Raw genomic sequence first — 23,815 nt, 5'->3', positions numbered from 1 at the left:
AAATAAAAAATGGAATCCCCATATTAGAAATTGTAACAACCTCTTAAAAGGAGACTTTATTATTCTATTTTATCATAACGTTCGGGGGCACGCCCATACAATAGAAGTACAAGCCGCTCCCCCTGTGACAGACCGAAGACAGGAGGTGTGCTGCTAGGTCTGAAAGGGGTGTTGCCAGTGAGCACATTTTTGTCCAAAGCCATTCTTGATTTCTTTATTGCGTTTGGAATCGTGCTGGGCGGCGCGATGATCGGAGGTATTGGAGCCGTGATCTCTCTTCAGCCTCCGACACAGACGATGCTCGATATTTCTGGGAAAATAAAGATATGGGCACTCGCAGCCGCTGTCGGCGGCACAATAGACCCCATGCGTGTCATCGAGAGCAATTTCTTAGATGGTAACTTGTCTCCGGCGGTCAAACAAATCCTGTATTTGATCTCTGCTTTTATGGGCGCGCATATGGGAACCGAGCTGGTGAAATGGGTGTGCGGCGGAGGCCGGAGCTAATATGAGACAGGAACAGCGTTCATGAGAGTTCCGCCATTTTCTCGTTACCGCCCGCTGATGCGAATGACCGCTGTGTTTGTTCTGGGAATGATCGCTGGATGTGTCGTCTACAACGGCGTATTTCACCTGAGTTACAATGCGTTGTGGCTGAACAATCAGGAGCTGCAGCTTCAGCTGCATCAGAATGAGGAGGATATCAAAACGCTGAAAAAATACAGTAAACGCCAAACCGTGATCAAGGAAATCAAGGTCCGTGCAGAAGAATCGGATAAGGGGCCAGACGAGGCTTCTCTGAAAGTGATGTTACAGAAGCTCGGAGACGAACTTGAGGTACTTCGGGGCAGAGATGTATTCAACATCGATGAGTATAGCAAAATGACGCGAATCATGCTGAATCAGAAAGTGTACTCGGTCAGGGAAAAGGAGTACACCGTTCAGGTCAAAACGATGCTGGTTATGGAAGGCGTACTGCAAGTTTGGGTACAGATTCGCATGCACGTTCCTGCGTAACACAAGGATAATAGCAAAAAACTGCCCTTGTCTGCATCTCTGCATGGTACAATAAGGGCAGTAAATGCTTTCCAGAAAAGGAGCTGCGTCTTTGTGTTCATTGATGTACTCAAATATGCTCTAATCGCCATCTTTGCTGTTGCCATGGTTTTTGCAGCGTTGAACAGTATTCGTTCACACAGAAGCTCGGATGCTGCCAGCGCCGGTCTGTACCGTTCGTGGACAAATATCTGGATGGGTGGCATGCTTGTTGTTCTTGCCCTGATCCTGATGTTTGTATTCACGGGTTCCACTTTATCTGTAATTGTGGAAGCGCTATTTCTAATTATGGGTGCGTATAATGTATTTGCCGGAATACGTAATCGCAGTTATTATGCACGGCTTCAACAACGGTCCAATAATGGATCAGGTAAAACCTCTGGACAATCTGCATAATTCGTTGAAGTGTTATTGTTGTGGCTGCAAAAAGAGAGTACTTCCCTTCATTAAGCGAAGCCAGAACCGCGCGACAGCGCAACCCGGCAGAGCTTCTCGATCAGGGAGTACTCTCTTTGTTTATGCCCGAGGCAACGTACCCTATTAGGCATGGTCAATCGACTGCAATGTCATTACCGCTTTGCATACCACACTGCCTTCACGGGTAACCACAATGTCCATTTTGCACGTTCGACGGCTGGTTTCCAGAATTAACGGTCGAACCAGGATCTGATCCTCAATCTGTACCGGTCGAACAAAATAAGTCGTTACATTATCCACCACATGGTCGTTCCCTGTAACATCCCACGCTGCCCGCCGGCCAGCCTGGGTCATCACATTCAACAGAACACCTTCGGAAATCGTACCCAGATCCGTTGCCATCTGGGGAATAATGAATCCGTGAAATAACAATTCGTTCTGTTCACCACGCTCCTCGGCAAACCCGTTCCAGATCAGATGATCAAACGTCTCTCCCAGTTGTGGCTGCTTCTGTGCATCCCGCATGGCCTGAAGCACTTCCTTGCGTGTGACGGACGCAATCAGTTTGCGATTCCGATCCACGATTGGCAGAAAATCGATGCCTTCCCAGGTCATAATCTGGGCAGCTGAAGCAAGAGATGTCTGCAATGAGGCCGTAATCGGGCGGCGTATCACGCATTTCTCAATACTTTGATCTTCTTTCAGCTCACTGACATCCTTCAGACTCACAATCCCGATGACCCGGTTCCATTCATCCACGACCGGGAAGCGATGTTCACCCGTCTCTGAAACCAACATATGAAAATCTGCAGCTGAACTGGTGACTTTCAACACCTGCAAACGAGGTTTCTGACCAATGATATCCTCAACAAGCATAATTTTTTTCTTAATCAGCCGGTCGAAGATCGCACGGTTAATCATTGAAGCCACCGTGAATGTATCATGTCTGGATGAAATAATCGGTAGCCCAAGCTCGTCAGCCATAATTCTTACTTCACGACTTGTCCCAAAACCACCCGTAATCAACACACCCGCTCCCTGTTCGAGGGCAAGCGAGTGAGCATCTTCACGGTTACCCACAATCAGCAAACTCCCAGCGTCAATATAACGGGCCATTGCCTGTTCTTTCATCGCGCCAATCACATACTTGTGCAGCGGTTTGGCGAGACCTTCGTTCCCTCCCAGCACATGGCCCTCCACAATGGTCACAACATCAGCAAAGGTCAACTGTTCCGACATGCCCCGAGGTCTCTTCTCGATCCGCACCGTTCCAATTCGTTCCTTGGTCACGACCAGCCCGAAGTTCTCCGCCTCTTTCACCGCACGATACGCTGTCCCTTCACTTACACCCAGCTCCCGCGCAAGTCCACGTACTGATATTTTGCTGCCAACCTTCAGTTGTTCAATATGTTGAAGTAACTGTTCATGCTTCGTTACGTTCTCTTCCTGTCCGTCCAACTGTACCACCCCCGAAGATGCATCTGTACTATACTGTATCTATTATAACACGGCTTTAGGAAAATAACCCCACCCCTACCCCATTCTCATTGGCAAGTTCGCCATCTAAATTTAATCATCCGATTAACCTCTAATTCGGTATGAACCAAAAAAGACCGGGCCCCTTGTGTCAAGGGATTCCGGTCTTCCATGTTGGATCTCATACTGTACCTTATACAGATTCGCTCCGCTCCTGCTTGTCCAGCAGTTTCATCTCCCACTGCCGCAGCTTCGCCCGGCGAACGGCTTCCAGCGCACGCTTCTTCTCTTCATCCACACCGAGAATAAAATGCAGATGTGCACCAACGATTAATAAGGAGAACAGCACCCATACGATGCCAAAAATATTAACCCAGTCCATTCCTCCAGCAAAGGAAATCCGCGGCAGTGCAATGACCAGCATCGACAACGCAATAAGCAGATAGATCACATGTTTTGCTTTTTTCAACCTTTTCACCATTCACAGCTCCTTCGTTCTTGATCGACTCTATATGTCTAGTCTATGAACGATAAGGAGCTAATATGAAAGGTTCAGGTAAAAAAACAAGACAAGCGTTTACGCTTCAGCGCCACCGTACAGATGACCCAGGCTATCAGCAATAATTTTATTCACGTCTTCAATGATGACACTGAGGCGACGCTCCGCATCAAACAAACGACGGATGTTCAGATTCAAACTCAGTACTTCAAACAGTTTCTCCATTTTCTCCATCTCATCCGGAGCTGGCATATCCCCGCTCATCATACGTTGTTGCAATTCCATTTGTTGATCACGGAAGTTATCCAGCATTGCTTTTGCATCCGGATCAGCTTCAATCAGCTTCATCGCGGAAGTAATCTCTTCCACCTCGCTGCTTTCTCTCAGTGCTTTGGCCAAATCATTGGCTTTGTCATAAATGTTCACTATTATTCCTCCTCAGATTGGTTTGTTCATCCGTGTTAATACACGCTTTTCTCTCCTGTCAAACAAGGGCGATCTGAAACAGGCCATCGATAACCTGCCTCGAAATCAAATGCATTTAATCCATATGGGTCAATCACCAAGGGTTATATGTCCTCATATGATGAAGCACATGCCATGTTCAGATGCCGTTCAACTTCGAGATCAGACATCAAGTTGCCGCCCGGAAGGAGATCCGTGATGTCCACTAAAAAAGTAACGATTCAGGTTACCGGCTCGGGCATCCTGCAGGACGACGTCATCATGCTGGGCGAAGGGGTGCTTAAGGCGCTTAAAATCCCTTCAGGAAGGCCGCTTCAGCTGCAATTTGGCTCTTTCCGCCGCGAAGTCACTGTTATTCCGGTACCAAGGTATGACGGGCTGCGCATCAATCAGACAGTTGCCAGCAAGACCGGTCTCGTTCCACGTTCGGTCCTGAGGGTATCCTATCGTTCAGCCAGCCGTACGCTTCGCCTTGGACCCTACATCAGTGTACTGGTTAGCCAGGATTATCCCGATCAGCCCGATCGGCCCTTTGGCTCCATCACGATGTTCTGTCAAGAACTGGTGAACGCCTGCCGTAAGCAAGGCGCCTATGTATCCTTTTTCACACCGGAGGATATTGGAGCGGTAACGGGTTATATGAAAGGCTGGGTGTATGATGACGGCTGGAAAAAGACTGTTCTGCCTGTAGCAGACGTCGTCAATAACCGGCTAACGTCCCGCAAGCTTGAGAACAAACCTAGCGTACAGCATTTTATGAAAGAAGTAAAATCGCTCTACGGCACGCAAACCTTCAATGAAAAGTTTCTGGACAAAAACGAAGTGTTTGACGCACTCAAGTCCATTTCAACGCTTAAACGAGTTCTTCCCGAGTCTCATTTGCTCAAGACGTCCGCCATGCTCAAGACGATGTGCAACCGACATCCGGTTGTATTTCTGAAGCCCGTACGCGGTTCTTTGGGCAAAGGGATCATCCGGGTCTCACGTCAGACTGACGGAAGCTTCCTGACTCTTGCGACTGGTGTCGGGGGTACCCGGAAACAAACGTATACTTCTCTGGATAAACTGTATGCCAGTATGTCGGGGAAAATGAAAACAACGCGTTATCAGATCCAACAAGGGCTGACTCTCATTGACAACAGTGGCAGACCCGTGGATTTCCGTGCGCTCGTGCAAAAAAACCGTACAGGTAAATGGAGTGTAACCTCCATCGTCGCCCGAATAGCGGGTGGGAGTCACTACGTATCCAATCTGGCACGGGGTGGAAGTCTCAGCACCGTCAAGGATGCTGTTGCCAAAACACAGTTGTCTGGATCAGCCAAAGCTTCCGCGTATGCAGGATTGCACACCGCAGCACTGGATATCGCAAAAGGGATCGAGAGTGCCATCCCTGCTCATTTTGGTGAACTTGGTATTGATCTGGCTCTGGACACCACTGGGCGCGTATGGCTGCTCGAAGTCAACTCCAAACCATCCAAGAATGATAATACACCACTGAGTGAGAGCAAGATCCGCCCTTCCGTCAAAGCCATGCTTGAATACTCTACGTACCTGGCGGGTTTTTGAAAAGTTATTCCCTATTGGAAACAAATCTGATAGAGGAGAGGTGCAGCGTAATGTTTCCATCATCTCAGACCAAGACACTGGCCATTCTGGTACGTGCAACCGAAGGCTCACCTCCCTTTACAGATGAACTTTTCTGCCGTCGTCTCAGTTTGGGGAGCATGCGATACGCCCTTCAGATTATTGTGATCCCGATATCGAATGATGCAGTCCATCTCCCTCTTCAACGGGGATATGTCTACCATCAAGGGAAGTGGAATTCGGTACCTGTTCCTGCAGTCGACCTCATTATGGATCGTTGTCTTCGCCCTATCTCCAGGTACGTCAGACAACAGCTTAAGGAATGGATACCAACCAACGGCACAGATCAACACCGTTATTGGTCTGCTTCCCTTCCAGGAAAATGGGAGGTACATCGTGTGTTGTCCCGAAATCCTGAATTGAGATCTCAACTTGCTCCCACAACCCGGATAGGATCGCATATTCCTTGGCAAACATGGCTGGACCGTTGGCCCAAAGGACTGTTCTTCAAACCGGTATCCGGGACTCATGGCAAAAATACCTTTCGCCTGTCTCGGGGAGCGACTCCATCAACATGGATCGGGGAGGGGCGTAACGAGGACAATGAACCCTTTTTTCTTACATTCAACGATACCCAGGCTGTATCTTCCTGGCTAGCATTACATCAGGCTGAGCGTAAGATGATCGTGCAGCCATATCTGGAGCTTAGCCATCATGGAAGAGCATTCGACATACGGGCTCTAATGCAAAAGAATGGGCAAGGTCGCTGGACGCTTACCGGATGTATGGTACGGGAAGGACCCGAAGGTTCACTCACGTCCAATCTTCACGGTGGGGGTAAAGCATATCCTGCCCACGCATATCTGCTCCAGCGATATGGAACGACACGCACAGAAACTCTGCTGAAGAGCATCCGGCAGACTGCTACTCTTATCCCCACCCTGCTGGAGAGCCGTTTCGGCAGGTTAGCCGAATTGGGGCTTGATTTCGGAGCAGATGCAGAGGGCCAACTCTGGCTAATTGAAGTCAACTCCAAACCAGGCCGCACCTCATTCGCAGAAGCGGGCGACCGACGCATGCATACTCTGACTTATACCCGGCCGCTTGCCTATGCCCGTTATCTGTTGCAACAACATGTTCTCACGGACGTCTTTCGTCCAATGAAATTGCCGAATACATCCAGCAAAGCTGGCCTGAAACCCATCCCGATTCACGGCGGCTGAGGCCCGCAGCGCCCGCTTGCCATGGAGCCCAAGGATCTTTTCAGGATAGGAGGATAAATCATGAGTTTGACCTTTTGCAATCTGCATTTCACCAAGCAACCGGATAAAGTGGTTTATGTATCCAACGCTTTAATGAAGAGCCTCAACCTGTCCGGCAAAAAAACGGTGCACCTTCGCTTCGGGCGTGACCGGGTACCTGCAACGATCAAACCAATCAAAAAAGCAGGTAAACATCTGTATCTCGCTTCAGGTATCCGTAATATGATGAACGTTCCCAAACGGGGCAGTATTTATCTCCGGAATTTGCAAAATGATGAGGTCCAGTTAGGTCCACTGATCGGCGTACTCTCTGATGGGCCTGCGACGAGCACGAATCCATTCGGTTCCCGTACTGGTTTCATCAAACAGTTACTCCGTGAAGGCAGCCGAAAATCTTATATTTATGCCTTTACTCCCCGGGATATCAATTGGCAGAATGAGACGGTATCCGGTTTTTTTCTGAATGAAAACGGAAGCTTCACCCGTAGAACGGTACCTCTGCCCGATGTCGTCTACAACCGGTTACCCAGCCGTCGTTCAGATTTCTCACCAGCCATCAACCAGCTGCGGGAACGATTTGTTCGCCGAAAAATTCCGTTTTTCAACTGGAGCTTCTTCAACAAATCGGATATCTATACGTTGCTGGAGAACGAGCCGGCAGCAGGACGGTATATCCCAGAATCCATTACCAATCCGTCCGTTGAACAGATGAAGGAAATGTTGGAACGCCATCAGTTCGTTTACTATAAACCTACTGCAGGAAGTCTGGGGAACGGGATCTACCGCCTGACTTATTCGCCGAAACGCGGATATTTCGCACGTTATCGCAAAAAAGGCGGTAATGCACTCCTGCGTTTTGGTTCCTTCAACAGTCTGATGCGCATGCTTCAGGGTAGACATGGCAAACAGCTACGAGGATATGTAGTTCAGCAGGGAATACGTCTAATTGAGATTGATGAATGTCCAATTGATTTCCGTTTTCACATGCACAAAAACGGTAACAATCAATGGGTTGTTGTCGGGATTGGAGCCAAAAAGGCAGGACGTGGCAGCGTCACAACACACATCAAAAATGGCGGCTCCCTAATGACTCCTGAGCAGGCGCTCAGTCGCAACTTCGGCGATCGTGCGGGAGAAGTTCTTCAGCAGGCCAAATCCGTCGCTATTACACTGGCCCAGGCGATTGAAACCCAGCACCAGCATCTGATTGGTGAGATTGGCTTTGATCTGGGCATTGATCAGGAGGAACATGTATGGATGTTCGAAGCGAACGCCAAACCCGGGCGCTCCATTTTCCGTCACCCTTCACTCCGGGTGGAGGGCAAATCGTCGGTGGAGCACATCTTGGAACACTGCCTGTATTTGAGCAAGTTCCGGAAGAAGGAAGAGATTTGATGACCCTCCATGATGATTTCAAACCTGTCATTGCTGTTTTGACCATGCATGATAAACAGCGCATGTTCAGGGGAAATCATCAAAATTTTCAGGATATCTTACAGACAGGCGAGAGCATGGGATACGTGGTGTACATTGTAACTGTACGGGATCTGAACGTGAGTGGTCCCACCGTGAAAGGATATACGTACAACAAGGGGAGTGGAAAGTGGGTTTCACAACCTTTCCCCCTTCCCCATGTTCTGTACAATCGTATTCCCAACCGGGAAGACGAAGGAAAACCTTCCGTTCAGCGCAAAATTGACGAATGCATGCAATCAGGAATCGAACTGTATAACCCATTCTTTTTTAACAAATGGGATCTGTTCGAATGGCTCAAGAAGTCCAAATCGACTCAGCAACTGATCCCTTACACTCGGCGGATGCGAAGTGCTTCTTCTCTGGGTGCCGTTTTACGGGCGTATCCCTATCTGTACCTTAAGCCCGAGAGCGGCAAAGCTGGCAAAGGAATCATGATGCTTAAATTCCAGGAAAAAGAACGGCTTCCTTATCGACTCAAAATACAAACCACACGTAGAAGCACGACCTATAAAGCAGCTACACTTGCCAAGTTATGGGCACGAATTCGCAAAGAAACCGGACATACGCCCTATATCATGCAACAAGGCATTGAACTGGCATCCTCTCGTAAACGCCCCTTCGATTTGCGTGTTCTTGTACAAAAGAACACCAAGGGCCAATGGAGCGTAACGGGTGTAGGAGCGAGACTTGCTGGCTCCCGCAGCATTACAACTCATGTGCCACGCGGCGGGAGCGTAGAAGACCCTGAGAAGCTGCTGACCGATCTTTTTGGCGAAGAAATGTCTACAACCCTTATGAAACGTGTGAAATCTACTTCATTAATGATCGCAAGACAGGTAGAACGGGGATCAGGTTACACGCTCGGAGAAATGTCCATGGATCTGGGCATTGATGACCTGGGGGAACTCTGGTTCTTCGAAGCCAATGCAAAGCCCATGAAGTTTGATGAACCACAGATCAGACGGCGGTCATTGGAACGTATATTTCACTACAGCGCTTATCTTGCCCGTCAGTCCAAACGATGATAGACAGGAATACTGCAAAAAGAAGGTGATTGTTTGTGTCCTCACCTGTTCTGGGCATTATGACGTTGTACTTAAATGAACATCGCGCTCTTGAAGAACGAAGCGTTTATCGCAGAATGATTCTTGAAGGGCGCAAGCGGGGACTCGATATCTATGTATTCACACCAGCCGACGTACACCCCGGCGGCAAACAAATCGAAGCCATGGTTTTTCATGAGGGAAAAGGCTGGTCCAGGGAGTGGCGATCATTCCCGGACCTGATCTTTGATCGTTGCCGGATTCAGCGTAACCGAAGGTTCCAGCAATTGCTTGCCTTTCGTGAGAAATATGGGCATCTGCTTTTTCTGAACAGGCCACTGCGCAATAAATGGACCATCCACCAGACCCTTTTACAAAAAGCCAACTTTCGTGAACACCTGCCGGAAACCGCTCTATTTCAAGATATGTCCGATGTAAACCGGATGCTCAAAGTTTCTTCTCTGGTCTACCTCAAACCCATTAATGGAACAGGCGGACGTGGTATACTGCGCATTGAACGCAGCAGTAGCGAAGCGAATACGGTGCTTGTTCAGGGGCGGGATCAGAAGCGTCGTATCATAACTCCACGTAAAGTTCATTTATCACGACTTGGCGCGTTGCTCCAGCACTGGAACATGAAAGACAAGTATCTTGTACAAAAGGGCATTCAACTTCAGCTTCCGAATGGACGTGTGCATGATTATCGCATGCTCGTTCAGAAAAACGGTGAAGGACAATGGGAGCTTACTGGATGTGCTGGACGCATGGGTGCAGAAAAAAGCGTGACCTCCAATCTGCATGGCGGCGGTCAGGCAATAGCGATGAACCGACTCATGAAGCAATGGATCGAAGATGACGACCTCCGGGCAGAAATTAACACAACTGCAGAGACGTTTGGCATTGATGTTGCTTCGTTTCTGGAAGATACGTATGGGGACCTATGTGAGCTGGCACTGGATTTGGCGATTGACAGAAGCGGACGTATCTACCTGCTTGAAGTTAATCCCAAACCTGCGCGTGAAGTATTCGCTCGCATCGGGGAGCGGGATATCTATTATAAAGCCATCACTCAACCGCTGGAGTACGCCTTATGGGTATATCGCAACAAACCTCCCGGAATGTCCAAAAAGTCAGCCATTCCCAAGCCCGTTTCGCAAAAATCCGCCAGAGTAAAAAGAAAAAGGAAAGTCAAGTGAATGGATTAGAAAAAGCAGGAGTCTATGTTCGCCAAGTGCGAGCATCTGCTCCTGCTTCACTGTTTTTTTATTTCTGTTCTTTCGTCCATTGCAGCGTGTCGTTGTCAATCACAATATACCCTTTTTCCTCACCTTGCACATAAGATAATGTCAATCTCATCAGGTCAGGTTCTAGTTGGCATGTGGTAATACGTGTAACCTGGTCTGTGTGATCCGCGGGCAGGCACAACGTCAGAATACCTACTTTACCTGAGAAATCAGCCTTGCCCTGGATGACCGATGTTTCCGACTTGGAACCATACACCTCAGATACCCAGCCGGGCTGCTCCGTCAACTCGAAGGCTCCCTTCCCAATGCCTGCCGTAACCCATTGCATCGTAAGCGTTATGGAAGATGCCTCATAGCTCATATCCGCCGTCATTTCTCCAGCTTCATTCATTCCCAGTGTAATATCCGCTTGCGGATGAAGGTGAAAACGTTGCTCCAGCGTATGCTCTGCATCTGCCTCCAGCCAATCTACAATTAATAATATAGGAATTTCGGCCCCTGCCAGCATCCACCGACGATGTGTAACTGGATCTGGCAAATGCGTATATCCATCCTGTGAAGCATCAATGAAGTGATAGCTGTCATTGCTCTCCCAACGTAGCGTTGTGGCCTGAGCCTCCGGCTCACCCCATTGCTGTGTGGAGAGATAAGGTGTCTGATCCAGACCATCCACCGTGACGGTATTGTGCGCCCGTGTACTTTTGAAATACCTCCGCCATTCCCCTTCTTCATACGTGTAACGTCCGGTGTCCGTGAAGAAAAGCTGGTTCTTCCACATCCACTCCACATTCAGCGCATCCGCATGTCCGTGTGCTCCGCCCATGGAAGCTGCATCAAAAAAAAGATATTGATACTTGTCCCTCATGACATAATATCCTGTCTGCGGAAAGGCTCGGCTCGACAACGCCGGAGAAGAAGCAGCCTGTAGTCGGAGGCATCGCTCATATTTCTCCACACCTAGCAACCAGAGACACTCTGAGCTATCTGTTCCGCGAGCCATCAAATCATCATCGTCCAGGATCGCTCCAAGCAAGGTCAGTCGTTGTCGTCCATCACCAACCCAATCCGAATCACCAATACCGGTAGACTGATGATCTGGTCGAATCAGCGCCTCAGTAAATGCAGCCATATGGCGCAGACAGCGGGCATACCATGCCGAGAAAGGATGCCCTGAAATCTCGCCCAACCGATAAGGCGTGCCAAACATTTCGATGCTGGCATTGTGATAATGTGTTGTCAGTTCAACCTGTATCCCTTCTTCACCCAACTGATGCAACAAACACAGCTCAAGACGTTCCATCGCCACTTGACGCCAGTATGCACTTCGCGGGTGATGGTGGTAGAACGTAGCAATCATGAACAAGCCTTGCATATGCATAATGGCATGATTGATTTCCGTACTGCCGAGGTAACGGGTCAAAAACTCGGCGTGCTCGTCCAGACCTTGACGAAACTCCGCCTGAAAACCTTCGTCCAGCAGCGGACTCGCTTCCATATATTTATATGCCGATATCCAGGACTGCACGCGTAGTCCCGTCTCCAGCAGGCGCCATGGACCGGGTTTTTGAAAGAACACGGCCTCGTCGTAAACCACATTTACAGGTACAGGGTTCTGTTGCCTCCAACTGCGAAAATGGTCAATGAATGCTGTTACATATAGCGGATTGCCCTTCATCAGATATGCCTTTCCCAGATCGAGCATATGCCAGTGTCGATTGATGCCCCATGTGAACTCCAGATCATCGGTCGGATTGTGAAGCCAGTCCACGGGTGTCCCCATCGGAATCCAGCGATTCAGATCGTTGGTATAAGGAACGATAAATTCATTCAGGATGGCACGATTGGCAATCGTGAGCGAATTTCGGGCTTCTTCCGGAAAATGTTTTTCATAATATTGGGCAGCCTGTTGCAGATCCGTTGCCGAAAGGTAAAAATCGCTCATTGGGACGCCTCAAGAAAATCTTGACGGAACGGGGTAAACACATCCAGAATGACGGAGTCCTCCAGTGCCTTGACCCCATGCGGGACGTTAAAACCGGCATAAAAGCTGTCCCCTGCTTTTAAGATGCGAATTTCTTCACCGACCTGTACCTCAAAGCTGCCTTTGACGATATAGCTGACCTGCTCGTGCGCATCATGGGAGTGAACCTCTCCAATACCACCTTTAGCAAAGGTAACCTCCACCATCATTAATGTACCGCCCATACCCAAGATCTTCCGGGAACTCGTTTCGTTCACGATATGTGCATCGATCGACGCATGATTAATAATCATTTTGCTTTTCCCCTTTCCTTGTGAATAAGCGACCGAAGTGATTAAACCACGGCCGCTATGAACGTTTATTAGTCTTCTGTGGACAATTTACCCTGAAGTTTGGAAGAATCAAACGATGGATCAGCAGTTATATTGGTCAGCCCTGTTGCTTTGGTTTTCTCTAGAGCTGCATTGTATCTCGTATCCAGATCCTTGATTACACTATCGAGATCACCACCCGTGAATACATAGATGGAGAATGCATCGCTCCATTTATTTCCTTCCAGTGAACTCTCGGTCACCACACTTGGATTTGCCGGGAAAATGGCATCATAACGTTTGGGCAGGAAACCTTCAATACCCGGAATGCTTGGTTTTTTGTCAGAGCTTAGTACAGCAGGAATCAGTGAGATTCCGTATCCCTTTTCATAATACTCACTCTGAAGATCTGTGCTGTACACATACTCCATAAACTTCCATGCCGCTTCCTTGTTGGCAGAATCTGCATTGATGCCGATGTAGGAGCCCCCGATGACTTGCGAAGCGCCCTTGATCGTTCCATCATTAGTTGGTACAGGAGCGGCTGCCCAATTTTCTTTGGTAGGAAACTGATCTTTATATACACCTGGTTCACCGGAGTGGTTAATGTACATTCCGATTTTACCTTGAGCAAACTGGGCTCTGAGCGGATCGATGTCCAGACTTTCAACACCTGGCAGCATGCTGCCATCCTGATTCATCTGACGAAGTGCCATTGCGATATCCTTGTACATCCCAAAATCAAATTGGCCAGTCTTGTAGTTGTAACCATCAATACCAACATTATTGCTTGCACCTGCAATCGTATTGGCTGCTCTCCAGAAACCGCTGCTGCTCTTGAACGGGCTGGCAAAACCATAGATGCCTTCACTTTTACCAACTTCGGTAATTTTTTTGGCATCCGCAACCATCTCAGCCAACGTTTTTGGCGGACTCTCGATCCCTGCCTTTTTGAAAATATCCTTGTTATACACAAGCCGCCAGACCTGCCCTGTATTGGGGAGGGAATATATTTTTCCATCAATCGTGTTTTTATTTTCAATCAAGCTGTCTTTAAACACGGCCTTCATCTCATCACTCATGTATCCATCGATGGGGGCGAGATACCCCTTCTGATAATAGGTCTGAAAATCATTAACTTGCAGCACATCGGGTGCCTGCTTGCTGGCAAAAGCAATATCGACCGCCTGTGGATAGTTGTCCCCCATCACGGTCATCTCCACTTCAATGTTGTCCTTGTTCGTCTGGTTGAACTCATCGATCTTGGATTTCATAAAATCAGCATCATGGCGGTCCGGTGTCCAATATATGATTTTGGTTTTCCCTCCGGCATTCTCCCCGCTGGCCCCCGATTCGCTATTTGCCGAAGTACCACTATCAGCAGAACAACCTGCCAAACTTAGCGCCAGCAATGCACTTAGCGTAGTCACCATCCACTTTTTAACCATTGATATGCCCCCTTATGCTTGTCTGGACAACCCGTTTGGTTATCCGTTAACGTAATGATAATCGCTACGCTTTCATGGAGGTGAGGGACATTCTGACTTTGCATGGTGGGAAAAATGACGATCCGTATCGGTTTCAATTCTCATACATTTGCCGGAAGCAGGTTGGTGTCATGCCGCAGTATTTCTTGAATAAACCGCTAAAATAAGGCCTGTCCTCATAACCCAGCCTCTGGCAGATCTCTTGCACCTGTACGCCTGCAACCAGCAACTCTTTTGCCTTTTCCATCCTCATCTTAGTAATATATTGAATCGGCGTTATGCCCGTTTCCTTTTTGAAGGCATTGGCAAAGTAACTCGGACTTAAATGCACGGATTGGGCACAGGCATGCAGCGTCAGATTTTCTGCAAGATTCAGACTGATATATTCCTGCGCCTTGCTAATCGCCTGTTTGACATCGGTGAGTCGTTTTTTGTCCATAATCTCGCAACCCATACTGCTAAAATGTTTGATATATCCTCTCCAGCCATCAAACGTCAAGGAACGCATCGCCTCAAGCACTGTCAGGTCTGCTTCCAGACGCAAGCGTTCCTCTGCTGTAATCTCATCACAAAAGGCACGGTAGATCGCAAAAGCGAGTCCCGACAGCAAACGAATCATCGTGAGTGGCTCGGGAAAACCTTCGGAAACCTGCCATTCTTCGAGAATCTCATCAATGATGTGGTGACAGGTACTCTCATTACCACATTTCAGGGCATAAAACAGCTCTTTCTCCTTCTCCAGAGGATATACCGGAGCCACACATTCCTGGTTCGCCAGTTCAGCATACTGGAGGATGCAATTTCCTTCACTGTAAAAACGATAGGATATCGCCTGATCTGCATGTGCGTAGGACGTCCAGATTTCCTGTGGTCTGCGGGCAATCGTACCAACACCAATTGAGACTGTTTTTTTGCTGAATCGCTCCACATTTTGGCGGCATTGCTCCAGTAGCTCAGAGACGTCGATCTGGCTTGGTGTGTTAAATATGGCTGCAAGCCGGTATCGGTTTTCCCGTAAAACAACGCCCTTGGTATAGCGGTTTAAGGTTTCTCCCACAATATTTTGGACCGCAAAAGGAACGATTTCGGCATCCAGATGCATCGTGTATCCATATCGCGTATAACCATCCACCTCGATGACCATGACGAGAAGATTGGAGGAATCGAGATCAATATGCAGCTCGTTCCAGCGACTTTCATTCAGGAATCCCCCGATTTCATGACGCAACAAGCCCAGTAGATAGCTGTGACGCTCATACTGGCTGCTACTCTCCACCTTCTGCTCCAACTGTTCCAACTGTTTGCACTGTGCTTGTTCTTCCTGAATCACCTGTCTTACCTTCAACACCGCACCGAGTATTTCTTCAGGGGTAAACGGTTTGAGCAAATAATCGGATGCACCCAGCTTGATGGCCTCCTGTGCATAATGAAAATCCGAATAACCACTGATAAAAATAAATTTGGCCCGCAGTCCGGCATCCAATGACCGCTTCATTAGCTCCAGCCCGCTCAGCTTGGGCATCCTGATATCACTAATCACGATGTCGGGTTGCTGCTCCAGCAACAAGGACCAACCGCGCTCTCCATTGCCCGCCGTGCCTACAATCCGAACCTGATGATCCTCCCACGGAATAGTTGAAGATATGCCCTTTACAACTGCCTGGATATCATCCATAACACACATCGTCAATTGGCCCATACTGCCCCTCCTCAGGTGATCGGAATCGTGATAACAACCGTTGTTCCCACATCTGTACTGCTATGAAATACAATTGAGGCCACATCCCCGTAGTGCAGGCTTAATCTGCCATGGAGATTGGATAGGGCATAACCTTTGCGTCCCCCGTCAGGAACATCATCAGCATAGATACTGGCTACATCCATACCACATCCATTGTCAGCCACCTCCAGCCGTAGTGTGTCACCCTGACGATCAATGCGGATCAGGATAATGCCCAAATCTTCTTTGTCATTGAATCCATGCAGGATGGAATTCTCGACCAAGGGCTGAAGTAATATTTTTAAAATATCAACAGCGTAACAAGAGGGGTCCCCCACCTCAATCCGATAAACGAACAGATCCTCATAACATTTTTGCTGAAGCTGCATGTATTGTTCGACATGTTTGATCTCCTGCTCCACACTGGTGATGTCTTTACCATCATTCAGGCCCAGACGGAATAATAAGGATAAGGAGACGATCATCTCACTTACATCCTTCTTCTCTCCGCTCTCACTTTTCCAGAACATCGTATTAAGCGTATTGTAGAGGAAATGAGGATCAACCTGCGCCTGAAGCGCCTTGACTTCAAACCGCCGTTTGTCTTGCTCCGTTGTCCGTACTTCTTCAAACAGAATCTGAATCTGGTCCAACATCCGGTTGAAACGATGCCCTACAGCGCTGACTTCATCGTCATACTTGCTGCGAAACCGTACATCCAGATCATTAGACTCCACCTCAACCATCAAGCGTCGCAGTTTGTTCAGTGGCTTCAGCAGAGCGGAGGCCAGCAGCCTGGACAACCCGAGTGCGAGCAAAATGCAAAACAACATGATCAGGATGATCAGCCAGCGTATCTTTTGGAGGGGGGACAACAAGTCAGCCTTGGACTGTACACTTACCATGACCCAATCCTCGTTCATCGACAATGCCGAATAGTTAACAAGCATGTCCTCCCCCTGATCGTTCCTGTAGGTGAAATCCCCAGCATCGTCACGGCTAAACTGTTGTGTAAAGTCAGGCTCCATAATGAAATCGTAATTTCGGGACCTGGGCCGAATGACTTCATTTCCGTTTTTGTGCAGCAAAAACAGTTGAATCTGGTTATTCATGAGATCCTGCGTCAGAATGTCCCGCATCGCCTCTTCCTTCATATTGACGACCATATATACATTCGAATAGGTATGATTATCGATCACAATGGGTTTGAGCAACAGAGATAACACATTTCCTCGGGATTGAAATAACTGACTCTGATGTGAACCAAACCACATCGTATTCCAGCCTTGCAGTTTCACATAGCGTCCGTATTCCCTGTCGAACGAGTGATTGCGATTCGGAAAATCTTTGGTCGAGAAAAAATCACCGATAGGTGTTTTCAGATATGCGGTATCAATCAGTGGCTCTACGAGCTTCAATTGAGCAAACGATGTTTGCAGCAGCGAGAGATTCTGATAATAATGAGATGTGTTATTTTTCCCCACGTCCTTCATGACCTGGGTGAACGTTTCATTGAGCATAAAAGAAAAAGATGATACAACAATGTGCCTTAGATGTTCATCCATAACCTGCACTGATTTGTTCAGAATGCTTTGTTTCAGTTCAAGTGCATTCTGCTCAATGCTTCGTGCAGCAAAGAGATAAGAACATATCCCGGTCACACTGATGCATAAGACAACGAGAAAAATGTACAGCAGCTGTATTCTTTTTTTCAGGGACATTTTATAAAAGTCGAATATCATCGGCGCTCGCTCCTTGAACACGGCTTGGCCCGTCCGCTGTGAATTAAAATGAGTATAGCACAGTGGAATTACCCGTAAAACCGTTTCCATGACTATGCTCACGCCTATCCTTTCACAGCTCCCAAGGTCACCTGCATGAATGATTTGTTAGCAAAAATATAAACGATGAGCAGCGGCAAAATGGACAGACAGGCTCCGGCCATCATCAGTTGGACCTCAGCCGCAGCTCCGATGCCATATCGCAGATTAGCCAGCCCAACGGGCAAAGTCTGTAAGTCCGGATTGCTCATGGTGAACACAAAAGGAAGAATATATTCATTCCATGAACTCTGGAATACACCCAGACCTGCAACGGCGAGTCCTGGCCGCAGGAGTGGAAGAATAATTCGCCAGTATGTGGTGAAGAAATTACAGCCATCAATCATCGCCGCTTCATCCAGTTCGCGCGGGATGCTCTTGAAGAAACCAATCAGAATAAAGTATGTGGCAGCATGTGCGCTGATCAGTATAATAATAACGCCCCATAACGTGGTATTCAGTCCCAGCTTGACCATGAGGTCAAATTGCGGACGCAGCACAACCGCGCCTATGGAAATAAACAGAGTAGATGCCATGAGCAGGGTGTATCCCTTTTTACCTTTGAAATTCACTCGATCCACAGCGTAGGCTGACATCGAAGCTACCAGCAGCGTGCCAACTGTTGTACTGATGCTAACAAACACGCTGTTAATCGTAAAACCCGAAAAATTGGCGGTTTGCCAAGCCTGAGCATAATTGGAGAACTGCCAAATCTTCGGCCAGATGGTGGCTCCTCCGGTCAATTCCTGGTTCGTTTTGAAGGAACCGAGTAATACAAGTATGATGGGGAACAGCGACAGCAGAGCGATTGCGATCAAAAACAGCCAAAGTACCGTTCGTTTGGTCCAGCGAATGAGTTGGGGAGACCCTGAGGGCGCAAGCACGTTTTGAGTCATCATCGTTTCCTCCTGATAATTTATACGTGTTCAAAAAGTCTGTTTTTCAGTTTAATAGACATCGTTGAGCTTTTTGGATATCTGGAAGTAAATGAGCGTCACAGCCCCTACGATGAGAGCCGTTGTGAAACCGACTGCACTGCCATAACCGAGCTGCTGGAGTGATTGTGTGTCAGCCGACACGGGAAACAACAGTTTGAACAAATACAGATACATCACCTCTGTTTTGCCATACGGTCCCCCTTCGGTCAGCACCATAATACTCTCGTAACCTTTGAGTGCCGTGGTAATTGCCAGCATGATGATCATCTGCAAGACAGGACCCAGCAACGGAATCGTTACATTCCGCAGTTTCTGAAACTCACTCGCTCCATCCAGCGATGCCGCCTCGTAAAGCTCTTCAGGAATGCTCTGAAGACCCGCAATGAACAACAACATATAGTTGCCCACAGCCCCCCAGATGGCGATGATGATGGTTGTTAGCATGGCATGTTCAGCCCCCAGCCAGCTAATGGATTCGGAGATCACATGATACTTAAGCAGCAATTGGTTCAATATTCCGTTGTAGGAGTTGAAAATAATAAAGAATACAATCGCCATGACCGAAGCGCTAAAGATAGTGGGAAGATAATAGATCGCCCTAAACAGGGATCTTCCTCTCCATTTACGATTCAAAATAATCGCCAGAGTTAACGACAGTGGAATTGTAACGACGAGTTTGCCCAGGGCATACACACCCGTGTTGCCTACAGAATCCCAGAATTGCCCGTCACGCAAAATGCGTCCAAAATTATCAAGCCCGATAAAGACAGGCGTCCCGATGCCTTGATAATCATAGAACATGTAACGCAGCGCCCATAACAGCGGATAGATCCCGAATACAAGAGTTAGAAAAAGACTTGGAAAGATGAACATATAGGCATGTATTTTGGATGGTTTCACCAGAATCGGACCCCCTATAGCTTTTGAATGAATTATAGAGGGAATATGAAGGAAAGCGGGATAGGGAAATCAACTTTCTACAGGGGAGAATGTGACTGCATGACCAAACAAAAAAACCTGTATTCAACGAATTTCCGTTGAGTCTACAGGTTCATATCATGTGGTTCGTAATCTTAAACCTCAGTATACGTATGCAGCGTAGAGGCTACTCTGCTTCATCATACAGACGCAGTAGTTCTGTAAAATCAGAGATGAGCACATCTGAGCCCGCAAGCTCCTCATCACGACCGAACCCGGCATAAGCACAGCCGATGACCGCCTGACCGTTCATTTTACCAGCTTCCACGTCAGAAGAGCGATCCCCTATCATCCATGCGTCCTGAATACGATGTTTCTCAAGCAGGATCTGCACCAGATTAATTTTGGAAGGAGTCTTGTACTGGCCTGCACTATATACCCCTTCAAAGAAAGGCATGATTTCGTGTGCAAACGCTACACCCTTTACGTAGTCCTCCAGCCCGTTACTTGCGACAAAAAGACGCACTCCTTGTTGTTTCAAGGCTTGCAGCGTTTCTTTCACACCCGGATACAATTGGGAACCTCCTTGATCAAGCCCTTCAATCTCCAGTTGAAGCAACAGTTCGTCTGCCCGGCGATGTGCCGCTTCCGATGCCTCAGGCATAACCACTTTCCATATATCTTCGAGCAACATGCCCAAACTTCCCAGCATCCGTTCCTCGGGTGGAGTTTCTCCTTCAAAATGCCCTTCGGCACGCAATGTATCAAATAGTTGCTGGTAAGCTGGCAACAACAGGGTCTCTGTCTGGAACAGCGTACCATCCATGTCAAAAATCATCGCTTCCGGTTTGAGCAAAACCTTCTCTTTATTCATGTCCAATGTTCCTTTCGGATTGGGATATTGTATATGTAATTGGAATCGTTCCCTTCCCATGATAAACATAACGTTTGAACGTGTAAACCAACGAATGTAAAAGATCATCAACCCCAACCTTATACAACATCAACCGAACGTTATATTGTAGTTCAACAAACTATATACAAAAGAAGTTTCTTTACGTATAATACTAAAAAAATAGTACTTTAGACACCTAATCTAAAGACCTACAATTATCACATTTCCGGTTTTTTCGACAACTACATATACCCCATAGAGAGGAATAACAAACATGAAAAAGCGAAAGACCTTTAAGATTTTTTATAAGATCGGATTAGGATATTTACTTGTACTGGCTGTACTGGCTGGTTGCATCCTGCTGATTCAGAACAGCACAAGTCAGCTCCAACGGGAACTGGATTTTCTGGTCGATCACGATATGAGGGTACATGCCCTCACCTATGAACTCGAAAGAAACATGGTAGATATGGAAACAGGTCAACGCGGTTACATCATCACGGGTCAGGACAATTACCTCGATCCTTACACCCAGGGAAAAGAGCAACTTATTACACTTAGAGATGAACTTGCGGCTTTAATTTCGGATAATCCGGCTCAACTTGCACTTTTGGAAGACATACATACTACTATGGAGAACTGGGTCCAGGTCGCTGGTGAACCTGTGGTCGCCCTTCGCCAAGCAAATAATACGCAGGCCATTCGAGATTTTTTCGCAGATGATCCAGGTAAAAGAGACATGGACCAGATTCGCACTGCTCTCGATACGTTTCGAACCAACGAGCACACGTTAACTGATAACCGTACAGAAGCGCTGAAGCAAAAAAACACACTACTGAACTTGGAACTGTATGGGGCACTTATCGTTGTGGCCATCATCTCGTTCATCACTGCATTGGTCCTGTCACGTGCCATTGTTAGAAACATTCGTACCGTGAAGCAGGCATTAAATGACATCGGTTCTTCCAATGGCGACCTGACACTGAGAATCGCTACGCCAATGAAAGACGAAACTCGTGAACTCGCGGAGGCAGCCAATACAATGCTCACTGGTTTGCAGCAAATGATGCTGGACGTTCAGAGCAATGCCATGATTCTGAGCACAGCTTCGGATCGATTGGATAAAGGGGTTGCCGATAGCCATCTTGCAGGAAAAGAAGTTGCCACTGCCATGGAACGCGTGGCTGAAGGCGCTGATGAACAGGTTGCTCTTACGCAAACCATGGTAGCTGCGATGCAACAATCCCTCAACGGGCTTAATCGTGTCGCCTCCTCGGCAAGTGACGTGGCAGGCCGTGCAGTTCGTACCGAATCCATTGCCGTGGATGGGCAACAGCGCATTGATAATGCTGTAGGTAAAATGAGTTCCATTGAGCAATCCTTCCTCTCTGTACAGGGAGCCATTAATGAAATTTCGAAGATGTCTGATCAAGTGATCAACATTGCAGATTCAATGTCGGGTATTGCAAGACAAACCAATCTGCTTGCACTTAACGCCGGAATTGAAGCTGCCCGCGCTGGGGAAAATGGACGCGGCTTCGCTGTCGTTGCCGCGGAAATCCGTAATCTTGCAGACCAAAGTGCAACATCAGCCAAAGAGATTACAAGTATATTGGAAACCGTGGTAACAGGTGTTCAAAGTACGGTGCAGGTGGTCGATGAGAGCACTCTACATGTGAATGAAGGGTTGCGGACTATTGAGGATGCAGGTAATGCTTTTTCAACCATTACTCAGCATATTCATAACCTCAGTGGTGAAGTTCTGGAAGTATCTGCTGTTGTCGAGGAGTTGACTTCCGGTAGTGAAGCCGTGATGAGGTCCATCAATGAAGTATCGGCTGTTGTGGAGGATACTGCTTCAGCCACGGAAGAAGTATCTGCGATGACGGAGGAACAGCTTGCTTCTCTGCAGGAAATGTCTGACACGTCCAAGCAGTTGAATGAAATGTCCGATGCACTTGATCAGCTGGTTAAGCGATTCAAGCTGGTGTGACCTGAATCAACATACCGATAGAATGTCTATATAGCTCTATCCTGCACCAAAACAAAGGAAAAAAGCATCGCAGACAGACTCACCCGAGCCTCTGCGATGCTTCTTTGTATTAAGGAGAGCTGAATCAGGAAAAGGTGCACCGGGCACCTCATATGAAAAACCCTAAGCACTCCTTTTCTTATCTCGATTGTTCCCTGTTCCGCAACGCTTCAAGTACCAATTGTGCCTGATACCCATCGTTAAAATCATATATCTTAGCTGGTTTGCCTTGTATACGGGCAATGACATGTTTAAGAACCGGCAATTCACTCGCGGATTCAAGCACTTCTACTCGAGACAGTGGCTGTCCCACCATACCGGTCTTCAATTCCTCCCAATTTTCCAGAGCAATTGTGCCTTTTGTACCGTACACCACCATGGATACACGTTCTTCCCCCGCAAATTGAGAGATGCCATTTAGCTGAATTCGAGTCCCGTCTTCCAGTTCCATTGCAGCCTGTACTTCTAGTTCACAGTCTCCATTCTCAGGATATTGAACCTGAGTGCTCACTACCCGGATGGCACCAAACACCTTTTGAATCATATGAATCCAGTGAATCCCTACTTCAAGAATAAATCCACCCTGTTCCCGGCTCGTAATCCAAGCATTCTGTTGCCATGATCGTGGCCACTGCGGGAATTGCAGAATCAGATCTATTTTGCGAACGGCCCCCACAGTACCCTGCTTAATCATCTCTTGCAACTTCAGCACGGAAGGTTCATGCGGCATCGAGAAATGGATGGCATGAACAACGCCCGCCTGCTCCGCTGCACCCAGCATCTCTTTGGCTTCTTCTACACTATTGGCAAGCGGTTTCTCGCAGAACACATGAATTTTGCGCTCTAGCGCTTCAATGACAATTGGATAATGAAATTTCGGCGGAACTGCAATATACAACAGATCAATCTGATGTTCATTCATTAATTGCTTGTAATCCGTATACGTCCTAACTCCCCGATGAGAAGCTGCAAAAGACGCCAAACCGTCCTCATTCGCATCACACACCGCTACAATCTCAATCTTTGTATCCATCTTTGTATTCTCGATTAGATGAACCATATGTAGTCCCATTTTACCCAGCCCAATCAGAGCCATCTTGATGATTGTCATTCCATCCCCTCCCAATTCCTTTCCAGTATAGCAGAAAGCAAAGAAATGCGAATGCGATGATGCGTTGATACGAAAAAAGA

21 protein-coding genes are annotated in these 23,815 nt (G+C 47.7%); 9 read left to right on the top strand and 12 right to left on the bottom strand.

Annotation, left to right across the window (positions count from 1 at the left end; genetic code table 11):
- Positions 1-177: 177 nt before the first annotated feature.
- The 3 genes from V6669_RS09760 (at position 178) to V6669_RS09750 (ending at position 1,452) form a co-directional block, all read left to right on the top strand.
- Positions 178-507, top strand: a complete 330-nt coding sequence (locus V6669_RS09760; protein ID WP_026081169.1) for a YtrH family sporulation protein — start codon at positions 178-180, stop codon at positions 505-507.
- 21 nt (positions 508-528) lie between these two features.
- A complete protein-coding gene (locus V6669_RS09755) occupies positions 529-1,017 on the top strand; it encodes a hypothetical protein (RefSeq protein WP_036609856.1) in 489 nt (162 codons plus the stop codon).
- Positions 1,018-1,110: 93 nt separating this feature from the next.
- On the top strand, positions 1,111-1,452 hold the full coding sequence (locus tag V6669_RS09750; protein WP_338593339.1) for a YtpI family protein: 342 nt from the start codon (positions 1,111-1,113) through the stop codon (positions 1,450-1,452).
- A gap of 144 nt (positions 1,453-1,596) precedes the next feature.
- Here V6669_RS09750 and V6669_RS09745 read toward each other — a convergent pair whose 3' ends face one another.
- From V6669_RS09745 to V6669_RS09735, 3 genes are all read right to left on the bottom strand, one after another.
- Positions 1,597-2,931, bottom strand: a complete 1,335-nt coding sequence (locus V6669_RS09745) for a DRTGG domain-containing protein (protein ID WP_036609860.1) — start codon at positions 2,929-2,931, stop codon at positions 1,597-1,599.
- A 211-nt stretch (positions 2,932-3,142) separates the two neighbouring features.
- Positions 3,143-3,427, bottom strand: coding sequence for a hypothetical protein (locus V6669_RS09740; protein ID WP_085981456.1), 285 nt, complete (start codon positions 3,425-3,427; stop codon positions 3,143-3,145).
- A 99-nt stretch (positions 3,428-3,526) separates the two neighbouring features.
- Positions 3,527-3,874 (bottom strand): YlbF family regulator, encoded by a 348-nt coding sequence (locus V6669_RS09735; RefSeq protein WP_036609862.1) that lies wholly within the window; start codon positions 3,872-3,874, stop codon positions 3,527-3,529.
- A 237-nt stretch (positions 3,875-4,111) separates the two neighbouring features.
- Here V6669_RS09735 and V6669_RS09730 point away from each other — a divergent pair, with 237 nt between their 5' ends.
- Genes V6669_RS09730 through V6669_RS09710 form a run of 5 tightly spaced genes read left to right on the top strand, consistent with a single transcriptional unit; the run spans position 4,112 to position 10,474 of the window.
- On the top strand, positions 4,112-5,479 hold the full coding sequence (locus V6669_RS09730; RefSeq protein WP_074094376.1) for a YheC/YheD family protein: 1,368 nt from the start codon (positions 4,112-4,114) through the stop codon (positions 5,477-5,479).
- Between the two features lie 50 nt (positions 5,480-5,529).
- On the top strand, positions 5,530-6,720 hold the full coding sequence (locus V6669_RS09725; protein WP_338593330.1) for a YheC/YheD family protein: 1,191 nt from the start codon (positions 5,530-5,532) through the stop codon (positions 6,718-6,720).
- Between the two features lie 60 nt (positions 6,721-6,780).
- The gene (locus tag V6669_RS09720) at positions 6,781-8,154 is read left to right on the top strand and encodes a YheC/YheD family protein (protein WP_338593327.1); all 1,374 of its coding nucleotides are present in this window, start codon (positions 6,781-6,783) and stop codon (positions 8,152-8,154) included.
- The gene (locus V6669_RS09715) at positions 8,154-9,260 is read left to right on the top strand and encodes a YheC/YheD family protein (RefSeq protein WP_338593324.1); all 1,107 of its coding nucleotides are present in this window, start codon (positions 8,154-8,156) and stop codon (positions 9,258-9,260) included. Before V6669_RS09720 ends, V6669_RS09715 begins: the two co-directional genes overlap by 1 nt.
- A 35-nt stretch (positions 9,261-9,295) precedes the next feature.
- Positions 9,296-10,474, top strand: coding sequence for a YheC/YheD family protein (locus V6669_RS09710; protein WP_338593321.1), 1,179 nt, complete (start codon positions 9,296-9,298; stop codon positions 10,472-10,474).
- 67 nt (positions 10,475-10,541) lie between these two features.
- Here V6669_RS09710 and V6669_RS09705 read toward each other — a convergent pair whose 3' ends face one another.
- The 8 genes from V6669_RS09705 to V6669_RS09670 form a co-directional block, all read right to left on the bottom strand.
- Positions 10,542-12,464: an alginate lyase family protein gene (locus tag V6669_RS09705; protein WP_338593319.1), complete on the bottom strand. Its 1,923-nt coding sequence runs from the start codon at positions 12,462-12,464 to the stop codon at positions 10,542-10,544.
- Positions 12,461-12,796 carry a cupin domain-containing protein gene (locus tag V6669_RS09700; protein WP_310334030.1) on the bottom strand — a complete coding sequence of 112 codons (336 nt, stop codon included), beginning with the start codon at positions 12,794-12,796 and terminating at the stop codon, positions 12,461-12,463. The genes V6669_RS09705 and V6669_RS09700 overlap by 4 nt, the downstream gene beginning before the upstream one ends.
- A gap of 68 nt (positions 12,797-12,864) precedes the next feature.
- Positions 12,865-14,262, bottom strand: a complete 1,398-nt coding sequence (locus V6669_RS09695; RefSeq protein WP_338593314.1) for a sugar ABC transporter substrate-binding protein — start codon at positions 14,260-14,262, stop codon at positions 12,865-12,867.
- 133 nt (positions 14,263-14,395) lie between these two features.
- The gene (locus V6669_RS09690; RefSeq protein WP_338593312.1) at positions 14,396-16,000 is read right to left on the bottom strand and encodes a helix-turn-helix domain-containing protein; all 1,605 of its coding nucleotides are present in this window, start codon (positions 15,998-16,000) and stop codon (positions 14,396-14,398) included.
- Positions 16,001-16,011: 11 nt separating this feature from the next.
- The gene (locus V6669_RS09685) at positions 16,012-17,763 is read right to left on the bottom strand and encodes a sensor histidine kinase (RefSeq protein WP_338593309.1); all 1,752 of its coding nucleotides are present in this window, start codon (positions 17,761-17,763) and stop codon (positions 16,012-16,014) included.
- A gap of 104 nt (positions 17,764-17,867) precedes the next feature.
- Positions 17,868-18,737, bottom strand: coding sequence for a carbohydrate ABC transporter permease (locus V6669_RS09680; RefSeq protein ID WP_338594890.1), 870 nt, complete (start codon positions 18,735-18,737; stop codon positions 17,868-17,870).
- A 51-nt stretch (positions 18,738-18,788) separates the two neighbouring features.
- Positions 18,789-19,679: a sugar ABC transporter permease gene (locus V6669_RS09675; RefSeq protein WP_338593306.1), complete on the bottom strand. Its 891-nt coding sequence runs from the start codon at positions 19,677-19,679 to the stop codon at positions 18,789-18,791.
- 205 nt (positions 19,680-19,884) lie between these two features.
- Entirely contained in the window at positions 19,885-20,571 is a 687-nt protein-coding gene (locus tag V6669_RS09670; RefSeq protein ID WP_338593304.1) for an HAD hydrolase-like protein, read from the bottom strand.
- Positions 20,572-20,866: 295 nt separating this feature from the next.
- Between V6669_RS09670 and V6669_RS09665 the strand changes: the two genes are divergently transcribed.
- Positions 20,867-22,585, top strand: coding sequence for a methyl-accepting chemotaxis protein (locus V6669_RS09665; RefSeq protein WP_338593302.1), 1,719 nt, complete (start codon positions 20,867-20,869; stop codon positions 22,583-22,585).
- A 178-nt stretch (positions 22,586-22,763) separates the two neighbouring features.
- Here V6669_RS09665 and V6669_RS09660 read toward each other — a convergent pair whose 3' ends face one another.
- Positions 22,764-23,735, bottom strand: a complete 972-nt coding sequence (locus tag V6669_RS09660) for a Gfo/Idh/MocA family oxidoreductase (protein ID WP_338593300.1) — start codon at positions 23,733-23,735, stop codon at positions 22,764-22,766.
- Positions 23,736-23,815: the final 80 nt, after the last annotated feature.

Source organism: Paenibacillus sp. Y5S-9 (assembly GCF_036894235.1).
Lineage (GTDB): Bacteria > Bacillota > Bacilli > Paenibacillales > Paenibacillaceae > Paenibacillus.
This window is presented reverse-complemented; position numbering and strand designations above follow the sequence as displayed.